Annotated in this window: 20 protein-coding genes; 10 read left to right on the plus strand and 10 right to left on the minus strand. The window is 66.5% G+C overall.

Annotation, left to right across the window (positions count from 1 at the left end; all coding sequences use genetic code 11):
• Positions 1-74: 74 nt before the first annotated feature.
• From OXQ33_RS09895 to OXQ33_RS09905, 3 genes are read left to right on the plus strand one after another with little or no spacing between them, the layout of a single operon-like run.
• A complete protein-coding gene (locus OXQ33_RS09895; protein WP_175314205.1) occupies positions 75-557 on the plus strand; it encodes a UPF0262 family protein in 483 nt (160 codons plus the stop codon).
• Positions 557-1,231, plus strand: a complete 675-nt coding sequence (locus OXQ33_RS09900; protein ID WP_267434525.1) for a GH25 family lysozyme — start codon at positions 557-559, stop codon at positions 1,229-1,231. Before OXQ33_RS09895 ends, OXQ33_RS09900 begins: the two co-directional genes overlap by 1 nt.
• A complete protein-coding gene (locus OXQ33_RS09905) occupies positions 1,228-1,692 on the plus strand; it encodes a cytidine deaminase (protein WP_267434526.1) in 465 nt (154 codons plus the stop codon). The genes OXQ33_RS09900 and OXQ33_RS09905 overlap by 4 nt, the downstream gene beginning before the upstream one ends.
• Positions 1,693-1,889: 197 nt before the next feature.
• Here the strand turns inward: OXQ33_RS09905 and OXQ33_RS09910 are convergent, their stop codons facing one another.
• Positions 1,890-2,669: a MerR family transcriptional regulator gene (locus OXQ33_RS09910; protein ID WP_267434527.1), complete on the minus strand. Its 780-nt coding sequence runs from the start codon at positions 2,667-2,669 to the stop codon at positions 1,890-1,892.
• A gap of 111 nt (positions 2,670-2,780) precedes the next feature.
• On the opposite strand from OXQ33_RS09910, the gene dcd reads away from it, so the two are divergent.
• Positions 2,781-3,335 (plus strand): dCTP deaminase, encoded by a 555-nt coding sequence (gene dcd / locus OXQ33_RS09915; protein WP_007405039.1) that lies wholly within the window; start codon positions 2,781-2,783, stop codon positions 3,333-3,335.
• 232 nt (positions 3,336-3,567) lie between these two features.
• Here dcd and OXQ33_RS09920 read toward each other — a convergent pair whose 3' ends face one another.
• From OXQ33_RS09920 to OXQ33_RS09940, 5 genes are all read right to left on the minus strand, one after another.
• Positions 3,568-3,927 carry a tetratricopeptide repeat protein gene (locus tag OXQ33_RS09920; RefSeq protein ID WP_267434528.1) on the minus strand — a complete coding sequence of 120 codons (360 nt, stop codon included), beginning with the start codon at positions 3,925-3,927 and terminating at the stop codon, positions 3,568-3,570.
• A gap of 525 nt (positions 3,928-4,452) precedes the next feature.
• Positions 4,453-4,878, minus strand: coding sequence for a biopolymer transporter ExbD (locus tag OXQ33_RS09925; protein ID WP_267434529.1), 426 nt, complete (start codon positions 4,876-4,878; stop codon positions 4,453-4,455).
• Between the two features lie 34 nt (positions 4,879-4,912).
• Entirely contained in the window at positions 4,913-5,386 is a 474-nt protein-coding gene (locus OXQ33_RS09930; RefSeq protein WP_267434530.1) for a biopolymer transporter ExbD, read from the minus strand.
• 98 nt (positions 5,387-5,484) lie between these two features.
• Positions 5,485-6,285 carry a MotA/TolQ/ExbB proton channel family protein gene (locus OXQ33_RS09935; protein ID WP_261269857.1) on the minus strand — a complete coding sequence of 267 codons (801 nt, stop codon included), beginning with the start codon at positions 6,283-6,285 and terminating at the stop codon, positions 5,485-5,487.
• Positions 6,286-6,336: 51 nt separating this feature from the next.
• Positions 6,337-6,927 carry an energy transducer TonB gene (locus OXQ33_RS09940; protein ID WP_267434531.1) on the minus strand — a complete coding sequence of 197 codons (591 nt, stop codon included), beginning with the start codon at positions 6,925-6,927 and terminating at the stop codon, positions 6,337-6,339.
• A 215-nt stretch (positions 6,928-7,142) separates the two neighbouring features.
• Here OXQ33_RS09940 and OXQ33_RS09945 point away from each other — a divergent pair, with 215 nt between their 5' ends.
• Positions 7,143-8,036 (plus strand): hypothetical protein, encoded by an 894-nt coding sequence (locus tag OXQ33_RS09945; RefSeq protein WP_267434532.1) that lies wholly within the window; start codon positions 7,143-7,145, stop codon positions 8,034-8,036.
• Here OXQ33_RS09945 and OXQ33_RS09950 read toward each other — a convergent pair.
• Both OXQ33_RS09950 and OXQ33_RS09955 read right to left on the minus strand, forming a co-directional pair.
• Positions 8,012-8,299 carry a Rossmann fold domain-containing protein gene (locus OXQ33_RS09950; RefSeq protein WP_267434533.1) on the minus strand — a complete coding sequence of 96 codons (288 nt, stop codon included), beginning with the start codon at positions 8,297-8,299 and terminating at the stop codon, positions 8,012-8,014. The genes OXQ33_RS09945 and OXQ33_RS09950 overlap by 25 nt on opposite strands.
• A gap of 5 nt (positions 8,300-8,304) precedes the next feature.
• Positions 8,305-8,673 carry a dihydroneopterin aldolase gene (locus OXQ33_RS09955; protein WP_267434534.1) on the minus strand — a complete coding sequence of 123 codons (369 nt, stop codon included), beginning with the start codon at positions 8,671-8,673 and terminating at the stop codon, positions 8,305-8,307.
• Positions 8,674-8,799: 126 nt separating this feature from the next.
• On the opposite strand from OXQ33_RS09955, the gene OXQ33_RS09960 reads away from it, so the two are divergent.
• Genes OXQ33_RS09960 through OXQ33_RS09975 form a run of 4 tightly spaced genes read left to right on the plus strand, consistent with a single transcriptional unit; the run spans position 8,800 to position 11,677 of the window.
• Complete coding sequence (locus tag OXQ33_RS09960) at positions 8,800-9,354, plus strand: N-acetyltransferase (RefSeq protein WP_267434535.1); 555 nt, start codon at positions 8,800-8,802, stop codon at positions 9,352-9,354.
• A gap of 12 nt (positions 9,355-9,366) precedes the next feature.
• Entirely contained in the window at positions 9,367-9,939 is a 573-nt protein-coding gene (locus OXQ33_RS09965) for a DUF1285 domain-containing protein (RefSeq protein ID WP_267434536.1), read from the plus strand.
• A complete protein-coding gene (locus tag OXQ33_RS09970; RefSeq protein ID WP_267434537.1) occupies positions 9,936-10,529 on the plus strand; it encodes a CoA pyrophosphatase in 594 nt (197 codons plus the stop codon). Before OXQ33_RS09965 ends, OXQ33_RS09970 begins: the two co-directional genes overlap by 4 nt.
• Positions 10,517-11,677: a CCA tRNA nucleotidyltransferase gene (locus OXQ33_RS09975; protein WP_267434538.1), complete on the plus strand. Its 1,161-nt coding sequence runs from the start codon at positions 10,517-10,519 to the stop codon at positions 11,675-11,677. The genes OXQ33_RS09970 and OXQ33_RS09975 overlap by 13 nt, the downstream gene beginning before the upstream one ends.
• On the opposite strand, the gene OXQ33_RS09980 is transcribed toward OXQ33_RS09975, so the two are convergent.
• Together OXQ33_RS09980 and parC are read right to left on the minus strand one after the other, a co-directional pair.
• Positions 11,668-13,260: a bifunctional diguanylate cyclase/phosphodiesterase gene (locus tag OXQ33_RS09980; protein WP_267434539.1), complete on the minus strand. Its 1,593-nt coding sequence runs from the start codon at positions 13,258-13,260 to the stop codon at positions 11,668-11,670. The two genes, OXQ33_RS09975 and OXQ33_RS09980, sit on opposite strands and share 10 nt — an antisense overlap.
• 193 nt (positions 13,261-13,453) lie before the next feature.
• Positions 13,454-15,706, minus strand: coding sequence for a DNA topoisomerase IV subunit A (parC, locus tag OXQ33_RS09985; RefSeq protein ID WP_267434540.1), 2,253 nt, complete (start codon positions 15,704-15,706; stop codon positions 13,454-13,456).
• Between the two features lie 276 nt (positions 15,707-15,982).
• On the opposite strand from parC, the gene OXQ33_RS09990 reads away from it, so the two are divergent.
• Entirely contained in the window at positions 15,983-17,986 is a 2,004-nt protein-coding gene (locus OXQ33_RS09990; protein WP_267434541.1) for a TonB-dependent receptor, read from the plus strand.
• Positions 17,987-18,013 lie beyond the last annotated feature (27 nt).

An 18,013-nucleotide genomic window follows, 5' to 3' on the forward strand; every position in this document is an offset into this window, starting at 1 on the left:
GCCCCTCTGTGAAGTTGATTGCGTCGATCAGCGGGGGATTTGCGACGCACACGCTTCGCGACTATCCCTGCCGGATGGCCGATCCCCGGATCATCTCTATCGACCTGGACGAGCGCAGCCTGGGCTGGCGATCGGCGGATGTCGAGCAGGAACGGCGGATCGCGATCTTCGACCTGATCGAAGAAAATTATTTCGCCCCCCAACGCCCCCAGGCGGACGGCTATGCCGGGCCCTATCGCATCAAGCTGGAGTCCGAAGAGGGACGCCTCGGCATCCATATGTACCGCGAGGACGGCACGCATATCGAGACGCTGGTGCTGGCGCTCGGGCGGTTCCGACGGCCGATCAAGGATTATTTCGCGATCTGCGACAGCTATTACCAGGCGATCCGCGCCGCGACGCCGCAACAGATCGAGACGATCGATATGGCGCGGCGTGGCATCCATAACGATGCGGCGCAGATGCTGAAGGAGCGGCTGACCGGCAAGATCGAGGTCGACTTCGATACCGCACGTCGCCTCTTCACACTGCTCTGCGTCCTGCATATCCGCAACTGATGGCGATTCTCTGGAAAATCGGCGCGGGGTTGCTGGCCCTCGGCGCGATCACGGCGAGCGGGCGACACTGGGCGACGCATTGGCAGCCCGCGACAGAGCATTATCCGTTGCAGGGCATCGATCTCCCCGAAAATCCGCCCGCGGTGGAATGGCGCACCTTGCGCGCCAATGGGGCCGACTTCGCCTATCTCGTCGCGACATCGGGTGCCGATCGGCGCGACGCGGCGTTCGAGGCGAATTGGGCCGCCCTACCGGAGGCGGGGATGCGGCGCGGGGCGATCCATATCTACTCGTTGTGCCAGCCCGCCGCCGCGCAGGCGGATGCGTTCAACATCTTCGTGCCGCGCGCTGGGGATGCGCTGCCCGCCGCCATCGACCTGTCCTATCATGGCGACTGCACCGCCCGGCCCGACCGCGCGACCCTTATCGCCGACCTGACCCGCTTCGTGACGATGGTGGAGACGCATACGGCCAAGCCCGTGATGCTGCGCGTCTCCAAGGCGTTCGAGTCGGATTATGCCATCACCGCCGCCCTGCCCCGCCCCGTCTGGGCGGTCGGCAACATGCTGAAACCCGATTACGCCGCCCGCCCCTGGCGCATGTGGCGCGCCAGCGATTTCCGCCGGGTCGAGGGGGTGGAAGGCCCCGTCAATTGGGACGTCGTCACGCCATGAATGCCACCGATCCGAATGCCCTGCCCAATTCGCTGATCGCCGCCGCCCGCGCCGCCGCGCGCCATGCCCATGCGCCTTATAGCCGTTTCGCGGTCGGTGCTGCGCTGTTAATGGAGGACGGCTCGGTCATCACCGGCGCGAATTTCGAGAATGCCAGCTACGGCCTGTCGCTTTGTGCCGAAACGGTCGCGATCGCCACCGCCTCCGCCGCCGGGCGTCTGCGCGAGATCGTCGCGATCGGGGTGATCGGCGGTGCGATGGACGCGGAAGGCGTTCCGACCGGAAACACCCCGGTCAGCCCCTGCGGCCGCTGCCGCCAGGTCATCAACGAGGCCGCCCAGATGGGCGGTCGCGACCTGCCCGTGCATTGCGGCGCGGCGGAGGGCGATGCGGTGCGGACCTATCGTTTGTCGGAATTGCTGCCGGATGCGTTTGGTCCGGCGGATTTGGGGATCGGCTGATTTTCTCGCGCGAAGGCGCGAAGACACGAAGATTTTGTTCGCGCGGAGGCGCGGAGACGCGGAGGAGGTTGTCGTCCTCAGTGAGGAGCCACCGTTGATGACCACGAGGCGCGACACCTCCGCGTTCTCCGCGCCTCCGCGCGAACATCAATCTTCTTCAAAAATCATCGCGTCTTCGCGGCTTCGCGTGAACAATATCACGCCCCCGGCACCTCCCCTCGCGCCTTCATCGCCGCGCCCGCCGCCTGGATGAACTGCCAGACCTCGGACGAAAAACCGGGATCGGCCTGCCCATCCCATTCCGCTCGATTCTGGTGCAGCCGGGCAGCCCCCGCCCGCATCTCCGGCGACGCCACCGCATGGAACGGCGCAAGCAGAGCCTGCCATTCGCGAACGAACCCCCGCGCCGCTTCCGAATCCGGTTCCATCGGCAGCGCCGCCGCGATCCGCTGGCCCAGATCGGCCCATTGCGCCTGATAGGCGTCCTGGTCGAAATCCGGCCCCAGCCCCTCCATGCGCTCCGCCCAATGCGCCTGTTCCTCCTCGGAGAAATGGCGGTCCACCACCGATTTCCATTGTGCCGTCGTCATCGCATTCCCTTGTCGAATCAGCGAGCAGAGGGTCGCGACGTCGATGCGCTCGCCGGCATCGATGCGGGACTGAATGGATCGGAGCAGCGCGGCGGTTTCAGCCAGCGTCGCGCGCTCTGCCTCGACGACCCTGGCCTGGGCCGCGATCATCGGCCCCAACGCGGCGCTCGGCCGGTCGAGCATCCGCCCGATCGACGCCAGCGTGAAGCCCGCCCGCTTGAGCGCGACGATCGCGTGCAGCCGCTCCAACTCGCCCGCGCCGAAGATCCGCCGCCCGCCTTCGCTGCGCAGCGGCCGGATCAGCCCGCGCGCCTCGTAGAAGCGCAGCGCCCGGCTGCTGAGCCCCGTCGCGCGGGCGATCTCGGCAATGTCGAACATGGTCGTCATGGGGGCACCGTACCGCTTGACGCAACGTCAACCGCAAGCCCCTTTTTACGGTTGCGGCTTGCCCTGCCCGCCCGATCCGGCGATGAGCGGCGCATATCAAGGGGAATGAAGATGTCGATCCTGTCCGACCGCTGGATTCGCGAAGCCGCGCAGACTCAAGGGATGATCGAACCCTTTGTCGAGAACCAGCGCCGTGACGGCTGCATCAGCTATGGCCTGTCTTCCTATGGCTATGACGCGCGGGTGGCAGACGAGTTCAAGATCTTCACCAATGTCGACAGCGCGGTGGTCGACCCGAAGGACTTCGCGTCGAACAGCTTCGTCGATCGCAAGACCGATGTCTGCATCATCCCGCCCAACAGCTTTGCCCTGGCGCGGACGGTCGAATATTTCCGGGTGCCGCGCGACGTGCTGGTCATCTGCCTGGGCAAGTCGACCTATGCCCGGTGCGGGATCATCGTGAACGTCACGCCGCTGGAGCCGGGTTGGGAGGGGCATGTGACGCTGGAGTTTTCCAACACCACCCCGCTGCCCGCCAAGATCTACGCCAATGAGGGCGCATGCCAGTTCCTGTTCCTGAAGGGCAATGAGCCCTGCGAGACCAGCTATGCCGACCGGGCGGGCAAATATATGGGCCAGCGCGGGGTGACCTTGCCACGCTTGTGACGTCAGAGCGAACCGGCATTCCATCGCTGAGAGGGCCGAAGGCCTGACGGAGAGGTGTCCCCCTCTCGATAATGACCGCCTCTATTCAGCCGAAGCGTCGCGCCCCCCTATCAGGGGCGAGAAGCGGGGCGAACTCCGGTGTCTGGCGACTATGGGTGCACGCCATACCGTCGAAAGCCGTGCAACCTGTCGGCAAGTCCAGACGCGACGCGCCTGGACCTGCCTTTCGGCTTTAACGCGCCGCGATCGTCTGCGGCAAATGGCGCAGGCCCGTGCGGGCGACGGTATGCGACGACAGGATCGCGCCCGAGGGCATGTCCATCGCGATCGGCTTTTCCTGGAGCACCGAATCATACAGCGCGCGCGCTTCGGCGGCGCGCCCCGTCTTGGCATAGACGGCGGCGAGGTTGAGCATCAACTCGGGGCTGTCCGGGCTGGCGCGACGCTCTTCGAGCAAGGTGCGCTCGGCGGCCAGGAAATTCCCGGCGGCAATCTCGTGAAACCCCGTGCGCTGCGGCCAGGAATCCTGGGCCATGGCCGGGGCTGCCATGCCCGCCGCCGCCACAAGCAAAACCGAAACGACTCCGCGCATCTCAATTCTCCTATGTTTCACTTTTATGACGTTACGTTGTCATTTTTGTGAAACGTACGCAAGAGGTGAAAGATGCGCCGTTTCGGAACGGATGATGTGCGGTGGAGGAGTTCGGGCTTCGGCACCCCGACAGGGAGGGCAGGAGAGGCATAAGGGTTTACCGATCCCACGGGAGGGTTCGAACAGGGTAGCGTCGGCTAAGGATCGCTCCGGCAAGGAAAAAATGCCGCTTCTGCGGGTAATCGCGCTGCGATAACTGGGTGCACTCTCATCATCGCGGAGATCGAAAGCGGGTCCGGGCGGGACGTGGCCTTCGACTTCGCTCAGGCTGAACGGGCCGGGGAAGTTGCGCGCTTTCGGTATGCGGGGCGACGTGAAGGAAGTGGACGAAGGAACAGCCACCCGAACGCCGTTCAGCCTGAGCGAAGTCGAAGGCCACGGGAATCCCTCTCATCCCCCCGGCCAACGAAAAAGGGCGGCCTCCGTAGAGACCGCCCCATTCCGTCCGACACTGATCGCAGAGGATCAGAAGTCGTTGCGATACTGTTCGTTGCCGATGAAGCCGAGCTTGCTGACCGCCGAGCGCTTGATGACCGCCAGGGTTTCGTCGACCTTGGCGTATTTGGCGTCCGGGGCGGGCTGGAAGTGCAATTCCGGCTCGGGATTCATGGCAGCGGTCTGATCCAGAAACTGGCGCAGCGTGACTTCGTCGACCGGCGCACCGTTCCAGGTGACCGTGCCGGCGGCGTCGATGCCGACCTTGTTCTTTTCGCTGTTCACCTGCGGCTGGTTTCTCGGAGAGTTGACCGGAAGGTCGACCTTCACCGCGTGAGTCTGGATCGGGATGGTGATGATGAACATGATGAGGAGCACGAGCATGACGTCGATCAACGGCGTCGTGTTCATGTCCATCATCGGCTCGCCATCATCGGATCCGGCGCTCATTGCCATGGCGTGCTAACTCCTATCGTGTCCGCCGCGTCGATCAGACGCGCGGGTTGCCGCCGGGGGGCGGCTCGGAGATGAAGCCGACACGGGCGAAACCGGCCTGCTGCATCGTGTAGATGGTGCCGCCGATGCACCGGTACGGCGTGTTCACGTCGCCACGGATATGCGCCTCGGGCAGCGAGTCCGGGGTGATGTTGGCACCCAGACGCTCGACTTCGGCCTTCAGCTTTTCGACCGCGCGGGTGCGCAGTTCGTCCGACGTCACCGGAGTCAGGTTCCAGTACACCTTGCACTGGCCATTCTCGCTGGTGACCGAAAGCGACACGTTCTCCGGCTTCGTCGTCGTCGGATCGAAGCGGACGTTCGGCAGCTTCAGCGGAACGGTCTGAATCACGACCGGAACCGCGATCAGGAAGATGATGAGGAGCACCAGCATGACGTCCACGAGGGGCGTCGTGTTGATCTCCGACATCGGTTTCTCGGCGGAGTCACCGCCAACGCTCATCGCCATGAGAGAGCTATCCTATCCATGCATTCTTGCGCCGCCCTGACGGGTGGCGGGGGGTGGCGGGGCCGTGTCCCGAAGGATCGGTCCCCGCCCCCTTAGGCTCAGGCGCGGGTCTGAACGCCACCGGCCTGGCCGGCGGTCGTGGTCGCCGGGGTCGCCTTGACGGCGGTCGGCTTGGCAGCGGCGCCCGAAGCGATCGCGGGACGAACCGCACCGTTCGAGGCCAGGAAGCCCAGCACGTCGTTCGAGAAGGACGACAGGTCTTCCGCGATGCCCTTGTTACGACGCTGCAGCCAGTTGAAGGCAAGCACGGCCGGAACCGCGACGACCAGACCCAGAGCGGTCATGATGAGCGCTTCACCGACCGGACCGGCGACGGCGTCGATCGACGCCTGGCCCGACGAGCCAATCTTGATGAGCGCGCGGTAGATGCCGATAACGGTACCGAACAGACCGATGAACGGCGCGGTCGCACCAACGGTCGCGAGGAAGGCGAGACCGCCGCCCAGCTTCGAGTTGATCGCGGCTTCCGAACGCGCCAGCGAGCCGTGCAGCCAGTCATGCGCCTCGACCGGATCGGTCAGCTTCGAGTGCTGGTCCTGCGCGGCCAGACCGTCGTCGACGATCTGCTTGTAGGCCGAGTTCTTCTCGAGCTTGGCCGAACCCTCGCGCAGCGAGTTCGACGACCAGAAGCCCTGACGAACGCGCTTCGCCTGGTTGATGATCTTCTGCTGCTCGAACAGCTTCGAGAACAGGATGTAGAAGGAGACGATCGACATCAAGCAGAGGATGGTGAACACCGACTGCGAGATGAGGCCGCCTTCCTTCAGGGCCTGGCCGAGACCGTAGGGATTTTCGGCACCGGCCGCTGCGCCGCCCGCGGCGAGGATGGTGGTGAGCATGGTTGGTTAGGTCCTCTGACTAAAGCGTTGGGTTTGATCGGCTTTTAGCCGTTATTCCTGTGGCAGCTGCCAACGGATGTTAAGCGTATAGGACGAGGCGACCGGATTGCCGCCGGCGTCCTGCGCCGGGGTAAAGCGGACACGCGCCTTCGAAATGCGACACGTCGCATCGTCCAGGGCCCGGTTGCCGCTGCTCGACAGGATCGAACAGTCGGTGACGCGCCCGTCGGTGCCGATCGACAGCTTGGCCGACACGCGACCTTCCGCGCCTTCGCGCTGGGCCGAGGGCGGATAGGCGTCGGGACCGAAATACTGGCCCGGATTACCGCGCAGACCGGCCGCCTTCGACACCGCGGGCGGCGCCGGCGGAGCGGGAGGAGACGGCGGCGCAGGCGGGGCCGGCGGAGCCGTGGGCTGGCTGAGCGGGATGACCGACGTCGTCGTGACGGCGGGTGCGGGCACCGGCAGCTGCACGATCGGCGGCGCTTCCACGTTGAACGTGTCGAGCTTTTCGGTGGCCTTCTTCACGTACTGGTAAGCCAGCCCCGTGACGAAGGCATAGCCCAGGGCAGCATGGATGAGCACGACGATAACGATCGCGACCACCTTGCCCCCGGACATCTTCTGGTCAGTATAGGCCATTCAGCAACGAAACTCCTCAGTCTGCCAGTTTCGCCTCGCCGTAGCGTGGGGACGTGGGAAACTCCTGCCATGCTCTTACGGCATACGGCAGAGGCTCGAACCCTATCGTGACGGCTGGCGCGGCGCAATCAGTTTGTCGGACGTAATAAACGTACAACCGGGACGTGACGAAATTATTTCTGTACCGTTAATGCACGAAGGAGTAGCCCAAAGCGATGAATCCGCTGTCCCACGCCATTCGCGCTTGCGTCTTGACGCTGGCGATCCCCACTTTCGTCACCCCCCTTTCCGCCCAAATCACGACCCGGCCGTCGGTGCGCGCCGGTGATTCGATGGTAGCGCAAACAGGACCCGGCTATGCCGACCTTGCCGATCTGGTATTGTCCGCCCCGGTGATCGCGGACGTGACGATCCGGTCGGCCACCGCGATCAAGGGGGCCGAGGCCGTGGGCGTCGCGCCCGGGCATCAGCGTTTCTATGTCGAGGCCGATGTCGGCACGCTGATCCGCGGGGCGGGCGGGCTACCCGCGCGGGTCGGCTATCTCTTCGATGCCGCCACCGATGCGCGGGGCCGGGCGCCCAAGCTGAAAAAGATGCGCGTCCTGATCTATGCGCGTCGCGTGCCCAATGCCGCCGATCAGCTCCAGCTCGTCGCCCCCGACGCGCAATTGCCCTGGGCACCCGATATCGAACAGCGCAGCCGCACCATCGCGCGCGACGCGCTGTCCCCGGACGCACCGCCGGTCATCACCGGCGTCGGCAATGCCTTTTACGTGGCGGGCAGCCTGCCGGGCGAGGGCGAGACGCAGATCTTCCTGACCACCGCCAACAACCGCCCCGTCTCGCTGTCGGTGCTGCGCCGTCCGGGAGAGGAGCGCCGCTATGCCGTGGCGTTGAGCGAGATCGTCGACGAATCCGCCGCGCCGCCCGCGCGCGATACGCTGCTCTGGTATCGCCTCGCCTGCGCCCTGCCGGAATCGCTGCCCGACCACAGCACCGCATCGCTGTCGCCCGAGGATGCCGAGGCGGCGCGCGACGATTATCGCTTCGTGCTGCAAAAGCTCGGCCCCTGCGGGCGCGAGCGTCAGATGCCGACCGCCAGCAACTGACCCGTGACGGAACGCGCGGCGGCGAGATAGGCGACCGCCGCCGCGACCGCCTCATCCGACGCATCCGGCGACGGCACGACCGCATTGATCCGCGCGACCGGGGCGGCCTTGATGGCGAGCGGTGCGATCGCCGCCTCGACCATGGCCTGCGACACGGGATCGCGGCCCGGCGTCAGCACCAGCACCAGATCGACGCCCGGATAGGCGGCGACCGCGACCGACACGTCCGCCTCGGGCGCCAGATCGACTCGCCGGGCCGCCATGCCGGTCAGCGCCGGTGGCGGACCAGGGTGATGCCGATCGCCTCGCCTTCCTCGGCGATGGCCAGCTTGACGATCTTCACCTGTACCCGGCGCACCCGCTTGTCCTGAAGGAAGAGCGTGTCGCAGATATGGTCGGCAACCCCCTCGATCAGCGTGAAATGCACGCCTTCGGGCAGCGCGGTCGCGGCATGTTTGAGGTCGAGATAATTCTTGGACTCGCTCAGCGGACTGTCGGGCGTGTACCGCGCCGGACAGTCGAGATCGACGGTCAGCGAGATGCGCAGCGGCTGCGGCAGATGGGTTTCCTCGGAGTAGATGCCGGTCAGCACCTGCACTTCGAGGTCGTGGACTTCGAGTTGAAGACGGTCTTCCATGTCAGCGCCTCTAGCAGAGCGGGCGCGGATGGGAAGCATCGGGGGGAAAGCATAAGGGAAAGCTTGCATCCCCCCGCCGTCGCGCTAAGGGCGCGCGTCCCCTCCCCGCCACCGGACCGCCGCCCCTTGACCGTCACGCCCGTCCTTGTCCCGCTCGACGCGGTCGATCCCGCCGAGGTCGAGGCGCTGCTCGACCGTGCCTTTCCGCCGGGGCGTCAGGCGCGCACCGCCTATAAGGTGCGGGGCAGCGTCGCGCCGATCCCGGCCCTGTGCTTCGCGATGGTCGAGGACGGCGTGCTGATCGGTTCGATCCAGTGCTGGCCGGTCGCGCTGACCGACGATGCGGGGGGCGTGCACCCGCTGATCATGGTGGGCCCCGTCGCGGTCGCGCCGGATCGCCAGCGCGACGGCATCGGCCGGCATCTGCTGAACCATATGCTGGCGGTTGCCGCTTCGCTGGGGCTCGACCGTGCGCTGATGCTGATCGGCGATCCGGAATATTATGGCCGCTTCTTCGGCTTCACCGCCGAGCGGACCGGGGGATGGCGCTTGCCGGGGCCGGTCGAGCGGCATCGCCTGCTGGCGCGCGGGGCGGATGTGCCCGCCGTCGCCGGGATGCTGGGCCCCGATCCGGTACGGCAGCACGCCACCGGCCTTTACCTGAGCCCCGTCCGTCCCTAACTCGGGCGGATCATGCCGATGGCGCCGCCCCCCGATCTGTCCTCGCTCAGCCTCGCCGAAATCGTCCAGGCGATGGAGGCGCAGAAGCTGCCGCCCGTATCGCAATGGAATCCCAGCCATTGCGGCGACAGCGAGATGCGGATCGCGCGCGACGGCACCTGGTTTCACCAGGGCAGCCCGATCACCCGCCCCGCCATGGTCAGGCTGTTCTCCACCATCCTGCGGCGCGAACCCGATGGTCGCCACGTCTTGGTCACCCCGGTCGAAAAGCTCGACATCGCAGTCGAGGACGCGCCCTTCGTCGCGGTGACGGTGAAGGCCGAGGGCGAAGGCCGGGACGGTCGACTGGTGTTCCAGCTCAACACCGGCGATCTGGTCGCCGCCGGTCCCGCGCATCCGCTGCGCGTCGTCCAGGGCGAGGACGGCCCCCGACCCTATCTCCTCGTCCGTGACGGGCTGGAGGCGTTGATCGCGCGGCCCGTCTATTACGAACTGGCCGAACGCGCGCTGGTCGGCGACGACCAGGTGCCGGGGGTGTGGAGCGACGGGGTCTTCTTTCCCCTGGCGGATGCGACCGCCGCATGACGCTGGCCGAAAGGCTGGCCCAGGCGATGGCGCGTATTCCCGCCGCCGACCTGCTGACCGGCGACGGAATCGAATGGCACGAAATGACGGCGACGCCCACCGCCGCCGCCGTGCTGGTGCCGGTCACCGACCGCGCCGAGCCGGGTGTCGTCCTGACCCAGCGGACCGACACGCTGCGCAACCATGCCGGGCAGATCGCCTTTCCCGGCGGCCGTGCCGACCCCGGCGATGCCGATCTGGTCGCGACCGCGCTGCGCGAAGCGGAGGAGGAGATCGGCCTGCGCCCCGGCATCGTCACCGTGGTCGGGCTGGCCGACCGCTATCGCACCGTCACGGGGTTCGAGGTGACGCCGGTGCTGGGCGTCATTCCGCCCGACCTGACGCTTCATCCGGCGGAGGCGGAGGTGGCCGACCTGTTCGAGGTGCCGCTCACCTTCCTCCTCGATCCCGCCCATCACCACCGGGTCAGCGCGCCGTGGCGCGGGCGGACCCGGTATTTCTACGAGATAGTATGGAACGACCGGCGCATCTGGGGCGCGACCGCCGCGATGATCGTCAACCTGTCGCGGCGGCTGCAATGGGCGGCCTGAACCCCGCGACCGCGCCCTGGGCGGAACGCGCCGAGCTGATCGCGCTGGCGCAGCGGCTGGAGGCGCGTTTCGTCGGCGGGGCGGTGCGCGACCGGCTGTTGGGCCATGCGGTGGCGGATATCGATCTGGCCACGCCGCTTTCGCCGGAAACGGTGATCGAGCGGGTGCGCGACAGCGGTTTCAAACCGGTGCCGACCGGGATCGCGCATGGCACCGTCACCGCCGTCCTGCCCGATGGCCCGGTCGAGGTCACGACGTTGCGCCGCGACGTATCGACCGATGGCCGCCATGCCGTCGTCGCCTTCACCGACAATTGGCGCGAGGATGCGGCGCGGCGCGACTTCACGATGAACGCGCTCTATGCCGATCCGGCGAGCGGCGAGCTGTTCGACTATTTCGGCGGGCTGGACGATCTGAAGGCGGGGCGGGTGCGCTTCATCGGCGATCCGTTGCAGCGCATCGCCGAGGACCATCTTCGCATCCTGCGCTTCTTCCGCTTCCATGCGCGGTTCGGCCAGGCGGTGGACGAGGCCGGGCTGGAGGCCTGTACCCAGCGCGCCAACGACCTGATGGCCCTGTCGCGCGAGCGGATCGCGGCGGAACTGCTCAAGCTGCTGGTGGCGGCGCGCGCGGTGTCGGTGATCGCGCTGATGGTCGAACGCGGTATCTTTCGCGCGGTCATTCCGGAGATCGATGCCGAAGGCGCCGAACGGCTGGCGCTGCTGGCGGAGCGCGAGCGGGCGGCGGGGGTCGCGCCCGATGCCATTCGCCGTCTCGCCGCTCTGCTTCCCCCCCAGGCGGCCGAGGCGGTGGGCGCGCGGTTGAAGCTGTCCAATCTCGACCGCAAGCGCCTGATCGCCGCGACCGCCGGGCCGGGCGACGAAGGCCCCCATGCGCTCGCCTATCGCGTCGGCGTCGCGGGCGCGGTGGATCGTCTGCTGCTGGCGGGCGAACCGGTCGACGCGATCCGCGACTGGACCCCGCCCACCCTGCCGCTGACCGGCGGGGCGCTGGTGGCGCGCGGCATCGGCAAGGGGCCGGAGGTGGCGCGGCTGTTGCGGCAGGTCGAAAGCCGCTGGATCGCGGAAGGCTTCCCCGACGCGGCGCGGGTCGACGAACTGGCCGACGCGGCGGTGGCTCAGGCCTGATCGGCGATCATCGCCCAGGCGGCATCGGGATCGAGCGGGCGGGCATAGAAATATCCCTGGCCATAGGTGCAGCCCAGCGCCGCCAGCGTATGGCCCAGCTCGATCGCCTCAATCCCCTCGGCGGTCGTCTGCATGCCCAGCGCCTGTGCCAGGCCCAGGATCGCACGGACGATGGCGATCTTGTCCCGGTCGGCCAGCATGCCGTTGATGAAGCTGCGATCGATCTTCAACACATCGATGGGCAGCTTCTGGAGATAGGCCAGGCTGGAATAGCCGGTGCCGAAATCGTCCATGGCGATGGTGGTACCCAGCGCCTTCATCGCCTTCATGATCGCGGTCACCCGGTCGGGATCGCCGACGATCGCGCTCTCGGTCAGCTCCAGCGTCAGCCGGTCGCCCGAAATCCCCGCGCCCGCCAGCGCCGATTCGATCAGCGCGGGGATATCGTCGCGCTGCAACTGGATCGCCGAGACATTGACCGAGAGGCGGACGCCGCAATTCCCACCCGCCGCCCGGTCCCACTCGGCCAGTTGCCGCAACCCCTCATGCACCGCCCAGCGCCCCAACGGCACGATGAGGCCAGACTCCTCCGCGACGGGAATGAAGTCGGTCGGCGAGTGATTCTGCCCGTCCACGTCGCACCAGCGCGCCAGCGCCTCGAACGCGACGGTCTTGCCCGTCGAAAGGTCGCAGATCGGTTGATAGGCCAAGTGCAGGCCGTCCTGCTCGATCGCCCGGCGAAGCGCGGTTTCCATCGCGAACTGGGCGCGCGCGATGGTGAAGGCCTGGGGGTGATAGATTTCGGTGCGACCCGCCGACTTGGCATGTTTGACCGCGAACTGGGCGTGGCGGATCAGCTCCTCCGCATCGCCGTCCGGCCCCTCGTTGAAGGCGATGCCGACCGATGCCTCGACATTGACCTCATAATCGGTCAGCCGGAACGGCGCGCGCATCGCACGGTCGATCCGCTCGGCCAGGACATGCGCCTCGTCCTCGCTGCCGTCGATCATCATCAGAATGCCGAATTCGTTGCCGCCGATCCGGCCGATCGAGTCGCGCGACCGCAGCGCACCCTTGACCCGGCGGGCCACGGTGATGAGCAACTCGTCCCCGACCAGCGACCCCATACAGGCGTTCAGCCGCCCGAACCGGTTGAGGTCGATGACCAGCACCGCATGACGCTGCCCCGTCGCCATCACCGATTCGATCAGGTCGCCAAAGCCCTGCCGATTGGGCAGGCCGGTCAGGCTGTCCGTCGTCATCTCGCGACGCAGGCTGCGTTCGGTATGGTGCTGCGCCGTGTGATCGACCAGCATGAGGACGCAGCTGCCCGCCTCCCCTTCCGCAGGCCGCGTCAGCGTCGCCTGGAAATAGCGGCAGTCGATCGCGTCGCCCAGTTGCAGCGGAAATTCGACCGAGCCCTGGTCCGACGCCAGAAATGCCTCGATCCGCTGCGCCAGTTCGGTCATCAGCATCGCCTGGGTCCGGTCTTCGTCCAGCCCGGCGCGACGGAATGCGTCATTGACGGCGGCGATGGTCAGGTTTCCCCGGGACGATCGGATTTCCGCCGCCGGAATCGCCATGATCCGGATCGCGCATGACGTCAGCGACGCGAATCTTCGCGCCGAGGGACGTTGCGTCGGATAAGCAATCGAAGCCATCTCCTGCTCCGAATAGCGGGCGAACGTTAAAACCGCCTAAAAATGAGCGAGATAAGCTTCGCCCGATCGGCTGCCGCCGTCCTAAGCCCTTAGAACAGCGGCAGACCGAGTCCCGTCAGTCGAACCGATTGTCGCGCGGGAAGCCGGTGGGCGGCATCCGTCCCGCCGCACCGCGCGCCGTCCGCCAGGCCGACAGATCGGTTTCGGTGCGGGTCCGCCCGCTCTCCCCGCCCATGGTCCAGCTGAGGCCGTCCTTGAACACGAAAGTGGTCGCGTCCGACAGGCCGCCGTCGCGATAGCGTTGCAACTGGACGCCGGTGCCGCGCGACAGCTCGACGAACTCGGTCAGCGGGAAGACCAGCAATTTGCGATTGTCACCGATCGCCGCGACATAATCATGCTCCGCCCCGACCGGTCGCACGACCTTAAGCGTGGCACCGGCGCGCGGCGTCAGCACGGTCTTGCCCTTTCGCGTCTCGGCGATGGTGTCGGCGGCGGGAACGATGAAGCCTCGCCCGTCCGACGCCGCGACCAGCAGCTTGGCGGCGCGGCTGGCTGGCAGGAAGCCGACGATGCCGATCGATCCGTCCAGGTCGATCATCGCGCGCACCGGCTCGCCAAAGCCGCGCCCGCCGGGCAGCTTGTCGGCGGAAAGCGTGAAGAACCGCCCGTTCGCCGCCGCCAGCAACAGCTTGTCGGTCGTCTGCGCATGAAAGGCGAAGGCGGGGCCGTCACCTTCCTTGAACTTGGCGGTGTCGGCGGAGGCGAGGTCGACATGCCCCTTCATCGCGCGAATCCAGCCACGCTGCGACAGGATGACGGTGATCGGCTCGCGCTCGATCATCGCCTCCAGGGGGATGTCGCGGGTCGGCGCGGCTTCCTCGATCAGCGTGCGGCGCGCGCCGAGCGGCGTCTCCAGACCATAGCGGTCGCGGATCTTCCCCAGATCCTTCTTCATCCGCGTCCGCTGGCGCTGCTCCGAGCCGAGCAACAGGGTCAGTTGCTCGCGTTCCTTGTCGAGCTTGTCGCGCTCGCCGCGAATCTCGAATTCTTCCAGACGGCGCAACGATCGCAGCCGCATGTTGAGGATCGCCTCGGCCTGCCGGTCGGTCAGGCGGAATTCCTCGATCATCACCGCCTTGGGCTCGTCCTCGGTGCGGATGATCTCGATCACCCGGTCGAGGTTGAGATAGGCGACCAGATAGCCGTCGAGCAGTTCGATCCGGTCGGCGATCTTGCTGAGGCGATGTTCGGAGCGGCGACGCAGCACCACGAACTGATGCTCGACCCAGGCGGCCAGCGCCTCGCGCAGGGACATGACGCGGGGCGTGCGGTCCTTGTCGAGGACGTTCAGATTGAGGCTGATCCGCGTCTCCAAATCGGAGAAACGGAACAGGCCGTCCATCAACACCTGCGGATCGACGGTGCGCGCGCGCGGCTCCAGCACGATGCGGACCTGGGCGTCCGATTCGTCGCGGACATCGGCCAGGATCGGCAGCTTCTTGTCGTTGATCAGCGTGGCGATCTGCTCGATCAGCTTGCCCTTGGCGACGCCGTAAGGGATTTCGCTGATGACGATCTGCCAGCCGCCGCCCTTCTCGCGTTCGATCTCCCAGCGGGCGCGGACGCGAAAACCGCCCCGCCCCGTCGTGTAGCTTTCACGCAATATGGCGGGCGCATCGACCACGATACCACCGGTCGGGAAGTCCGGCCCCTTGACCAGCGCCAGGATCGCGTCGTCATCCGCATCCGGCCGGTCGACCAGCAGGATCGCCGCCTCGAGCAGTTCGGCGGCGTTGTGCGGCGGGATGCTGGTCGCCATGCCGACCGCGATGCCGCTCGCCCCGTTCGCCAGCAGATTGGGGAACAGGCCGGGGAAGAGTTCGGGCTCCTGCTCCTCACCATTATAGGTCGGGCGATAGGCGACGGCGTCCTCGTCCAGCCCATCCATCAGGTCGATCGCGACCTGGGTCAGCCGCGCCTCGGTATAACGATAGGCGGCGGCGTTATCGCCGTCGATATTGCCGAAATTCCCCTGCCCGTCGACCAGCGGATAGCGCAGCGCGAAATCCTGCGCGAGGCGGACCATCGCGTCATAGACCGACTGGTCGCCGTGCGGATGATACTTACCGATGACATCGCCGACGACGCGCGCGCATTTCTTGTAGCCCGAGGCCGGATCGAGCTTCAACAGCCGCATCGCCCAGAGCAAGCGGCGGTGCACGGGCTTCAGCCCGTCGCGCACATCGGGCAGCGAGCGCGCGGTGATCGTCGACAGCGCATAGACGAGATACCGCTCGGACAGCGCACTGTCGAACGGGGCATCCAATATGCCGACGGGAGGATTGTCGCGGAGATCGATCGCCATGGAGCACGAGCTTCTAGCAAGCCCGTCGGGCCGGGGCAATCGGGCGGATCAAATCAGGAACAATGCGTCGATACTCGACAAAGGAGGCGAATGGCGGAGCCGTTCCGCGACGCCCATCCCTTACGGCCTATTCGCATTTCGACCGTGAAATAAGGGCTTAGCCGATCGTCATTGTGACGAAATGTTTCCAACATCCCGTCGATATTGCAAACGATTAGCATTATTTTTTAGGAGGGCGCCGAGCCTCGCCAGTAGGCCGAAATCCATGGGGGAATCATGTTGAACAATGTCTCGACCACCCGGTCGCGGCACGGGCGTTTTCGCGCCCTGTCGCTATGCCTGCCGCTTTCCGCCGCCATCCTCGCCACACCCACCTGGGCGCAGAGCACCGCGCCGACCAGCGGGGAAAAAACAGGAGACAGCGACATCGTCGTCACCGCGACCGGCTATAGCCAGAAGCAGGAGGATGCCCCGGCGTCGATCACCATCATCGACGGCGACGACTTGCGCCGCCGCTCGATCCAGAGCTTGGCCGATGCCGTGCGCGACGTGGAGGGCGTGACGGTCAACGGCAGCGCCAACGAAACCGACATCCAGATACGCGGCATGCCCGGCGACTATACGCTGGTCATGGTCGACGGCCGCCGCCAGAGCGGTCGCGAGTCCCGGGTCAACGGCAATCGCGGTTACGAGCAGAGCTTCACCCCGCCCGCCGCCGCGATCGAGCGGGTCGAGGTCGTGCGCGGGCCGATGTCCTCGCTCTATGGCTCGGACGCGATCGGCGGCGTCATCAACATCATCACCCGTCGCCCCACCCCGCACTGGAGCGGCAGCGTCTCCTACGATCTGTCGCTCCGCCCGTCGGGGGATCAGGGCAATGCCCACAACGCGCAGGGCTTCGTCAGCGGCCCGGTCGTCCCCGGCCTGCTGGGCGTTCAGGCCTGGGGCAGCTATCTGGCACGCGGCGCGGACGACAATGTCGTCGTCACGAACGGCTTCACCCGCGCCCGCCAGCGCAACGCGACCGGCCGCCTGGTGCTGACCCCCGCCACGGGGCATGAGGTGATCCTGGAGGGCGGCCTGTCGCGCCTGCGCAACGGCGAGGGGCTGAGCCCCAATTGGGCCACCCGCCAGCAGGACAACAACCGCGACTATTGGTCGCTGATGCACAATGGTCGCTGGGGCAGGCTGTCGTCGCTGCTCTCCTATCTGGACGAAAAGACCAGCCGCGAGGGGCTGGCCACGCCGGACCAGACCGATGTGTTCGGCCGTCGCCCCGAAGTGCGCAACCGGGTGCTGGACGGCAAGCTCGTGCTGCCGACCGCCGACAACACCACCACCATCGGCGCCCAGTGGCTGAAGACCGGCCTGCGCGATTGGAACCAGGCCAATGTCGGCCGTCCGAACCAGCGTGAATATGAACGCTATTCGGTGGTGCAGAAGGCGATCTTCGCCGAGAATGAATGGCGCGTGCTGCCGGGGCTGAGCCTGACCGGCGGCATCCGGCTGGACGATCATCAATTCTATGGCCGTCACCTCAATCCGCGCGCCTATGCCGTGTGGCATGTCGACGATCATTGGACGCTGAAGGGCGGCGTCGCGCGCGGCTTCAAGGCGCCCGAGCTGCGCGCGGTCATTCCCGATTATGCGGTGATCCGGCGCAACCGCTTCGTCCAGTTCGGCAATCCGGCGCTCCGCCCCGAAAGCAGCGTCAATTACGAGGCGACTTTGGCCTGGTCCAACCGGGCGGGCATCTCCGCCAACGCGACCATCTTCTACAACGACTTCCGCGACGCGCTGTCGACCGTCACCACGACACGCCGCTGGCAGGGATTGCAGATCATGGAGCGCGTCAATCTGAACCGCGCCTCCATCCTGGGGGTCGAACTGGCGGGACGCTGGCGGATCGATCCGACATTGTCGATCCGGGGCAACCTGACCTATCTCGACTCCGAACAGAAAAGCGGCCCCAATATGGGCGCGCCGCTGGCGCTGACCCCGCGCTTCAAGGGCAATGCCCGGCTGGACTGGGACGCCACGCCCGACATGCGGATCTGGACCGCGTTCAACTATTACGGGAAGGAATATGAGGCGACCGTGACCGGTTCCCCCGCCCCGCCCTATGCCACCGCCGACCTGCTCGCGACTCAGCGGCTGACGCGTGGCCTGACGCTGAAAGGCGGCGTGTACAATGTCGCGGACAAGCGGCTGGACGACGCGACCTATGGCACGGTCAATTATGGCCGGACGCTGTTCGTCGGACTGCTCGCCGATTTCTGACGCGAGGGTTCCGCAAACAAAGCGGGC

The sequence above is a fragment of the Sphingomonas sp. GM_Shp_1 genome, assembly GCF_026540895.1.
GTDB lineage: Bacteria > Pseudomonadota > Alphaproteobacteria > Sphingomonadales > Sphingomonadaceae > Sphingomonas.

What these genes read in the sequence shown, in the direction of transcription:
- OXQ33_RS09895 (WP_175314205.1), top strand. Translation starts at nt 75, where the DNA reads ATGGCCGATCCCCGGATCATCTCTATCGACCTGGACGAGCGCAGCCTG.
- OXQ33_RS09900 (WP_267434525.1), top strand. Translation starts at nt 557, where the DNA reads ATGGCGATTCTCTGGAAAATCGGCGCGGGGTTGCTGGCCCTCGGCGCG.
- OXQ33_RS09905 (WP_267434526.1), top strand. Translation starts at nt 1,228, where the DNA reads ATGAATGCCACCGATCCGAATGCCCTGCCCAATTCGCTGATCGCCGCC.
- OXQ33_RS09910 (WP_267434527.1), bottom strand. Translation starts at nt 2,669, where the DNA reads ATGACGACCATGTTCGACATTGCCGAGATCGCCCGCGCGACGGGGCTC.
- dcd (WP_007405039.1), top strand. Translation starts at nt 2,781, where the DNA reads ATGTCGATCCTGTCCGACCGCTGGATTCGCGAAGCCGCGCAGACTCAA.
- OXQ33_RS09920 (WP_267434528.1), bottom strand. Translation starts at nt 3,927, where the DNA reads ATGCGCGGAGTCGTTTCGGTTTTGCTTGTGGCGGCGGCGGGCATGGCA.
- OXQ33_RS09925 (WP_267434529.1), bottom strand. Translation starts at nt 4,878, where the DNA reads ATGGCAATGAGCGCCGGATCCGATGATGGCGAGCCGATGATGGACATG.
- OXQ33_RS09930 (WP_267434530.1), bottom strand. Translation starts at nt 5,386, where the DNA reads ATGGCGATGAGCGTTGGCGGTGACTCCGCCGAGAAACCGATGTCGGAG.
- OXQ33_RS09935 (WP_261269857.1), bottom strand. Translation starts at nt 6,285, where the DNA reads ATGCTCACCACCATCCTCGCCGCGGGCGGCGCAGCGGCCGGTGCCGAA.
- OXQ33_RS09940 (WP_267434531.1), bottom strand. Translation starts at nt 6,927, where the DNA reads ATGGCCTATACTGACCAGAAGATGTCCGGGGGCAAGGTGGTCGCGATC.
- OXQ33_RS09945 (WP_267434532.1), top strand. Translation starts at nt 7,143, where the DNA reads ATGAATCCGCTGTCCCACGCCATTCGCGCTTGCGTCTTGACGCTGGCG.
- OXQ33_RS09950 (WP_267434533.1), bottom strand. Translation starts at nt 8,299, where the DNA reads ATGGCGGCCCGGCGAGTCGATCTGGCGCCCGAGGCGGACGTGTCGGTC.
- OXQ33_RS09955 (WP_267434534.1), bottom strand. Translation starts at nt 8,673, where the DNA reads ATGGAAGACCGTCTTCAACTCGAAGTCCACGACCTCGAAGTGCAGGTG.
- OXQ33_RS09965 (WP_267434536.1), top strand. Translation starts at nt 9,367, where the DNA reads ATGCCGATGGCGCCGCCCCCCGATCTGTCCTCGCTCAGCCTCGCCGAA.
- OXQ33_RS09970 (WP_267434537.1), top strand. Translation starts at nt 9,936, where the DNA reads ATGACGCTGGCCGAAAGGCTGGCCCAGGCGATGGCGCGTATTCCCGCC.
- OXQ33_RS09975 (WP_267434538.1), top strand. Translation starts at nt 10,517, where the DNA reads ATGGGCGGCCTGAACCCCGCGACCGCGCCCTGGGCGGAACGCGCCGAG.
- OXQ33_RS09980 (WP_267434539.1), bottom strand. Translation starts at nt 13,260, where the DNA reads ATGGCGATTCCGGCGGCGGAAATCCGATCGTCCCGGGGAAACCTGACC.
- parC (WP_267434540.1), bottom strand. Translation starts at nt 15,706, where the DNA reads ATGGCGATCGATCTCCGCGACAATCCTCCCGTCGGCATATTGGATGCC.
- OXQ33_RS09990 (WP_267434541.1), top strand. Translation starts at nt 15,983, where the DNA reads ATGTTGAACAATGTCTCGACCACCCGGTCGCGGCACGGGCGTTTTCGC.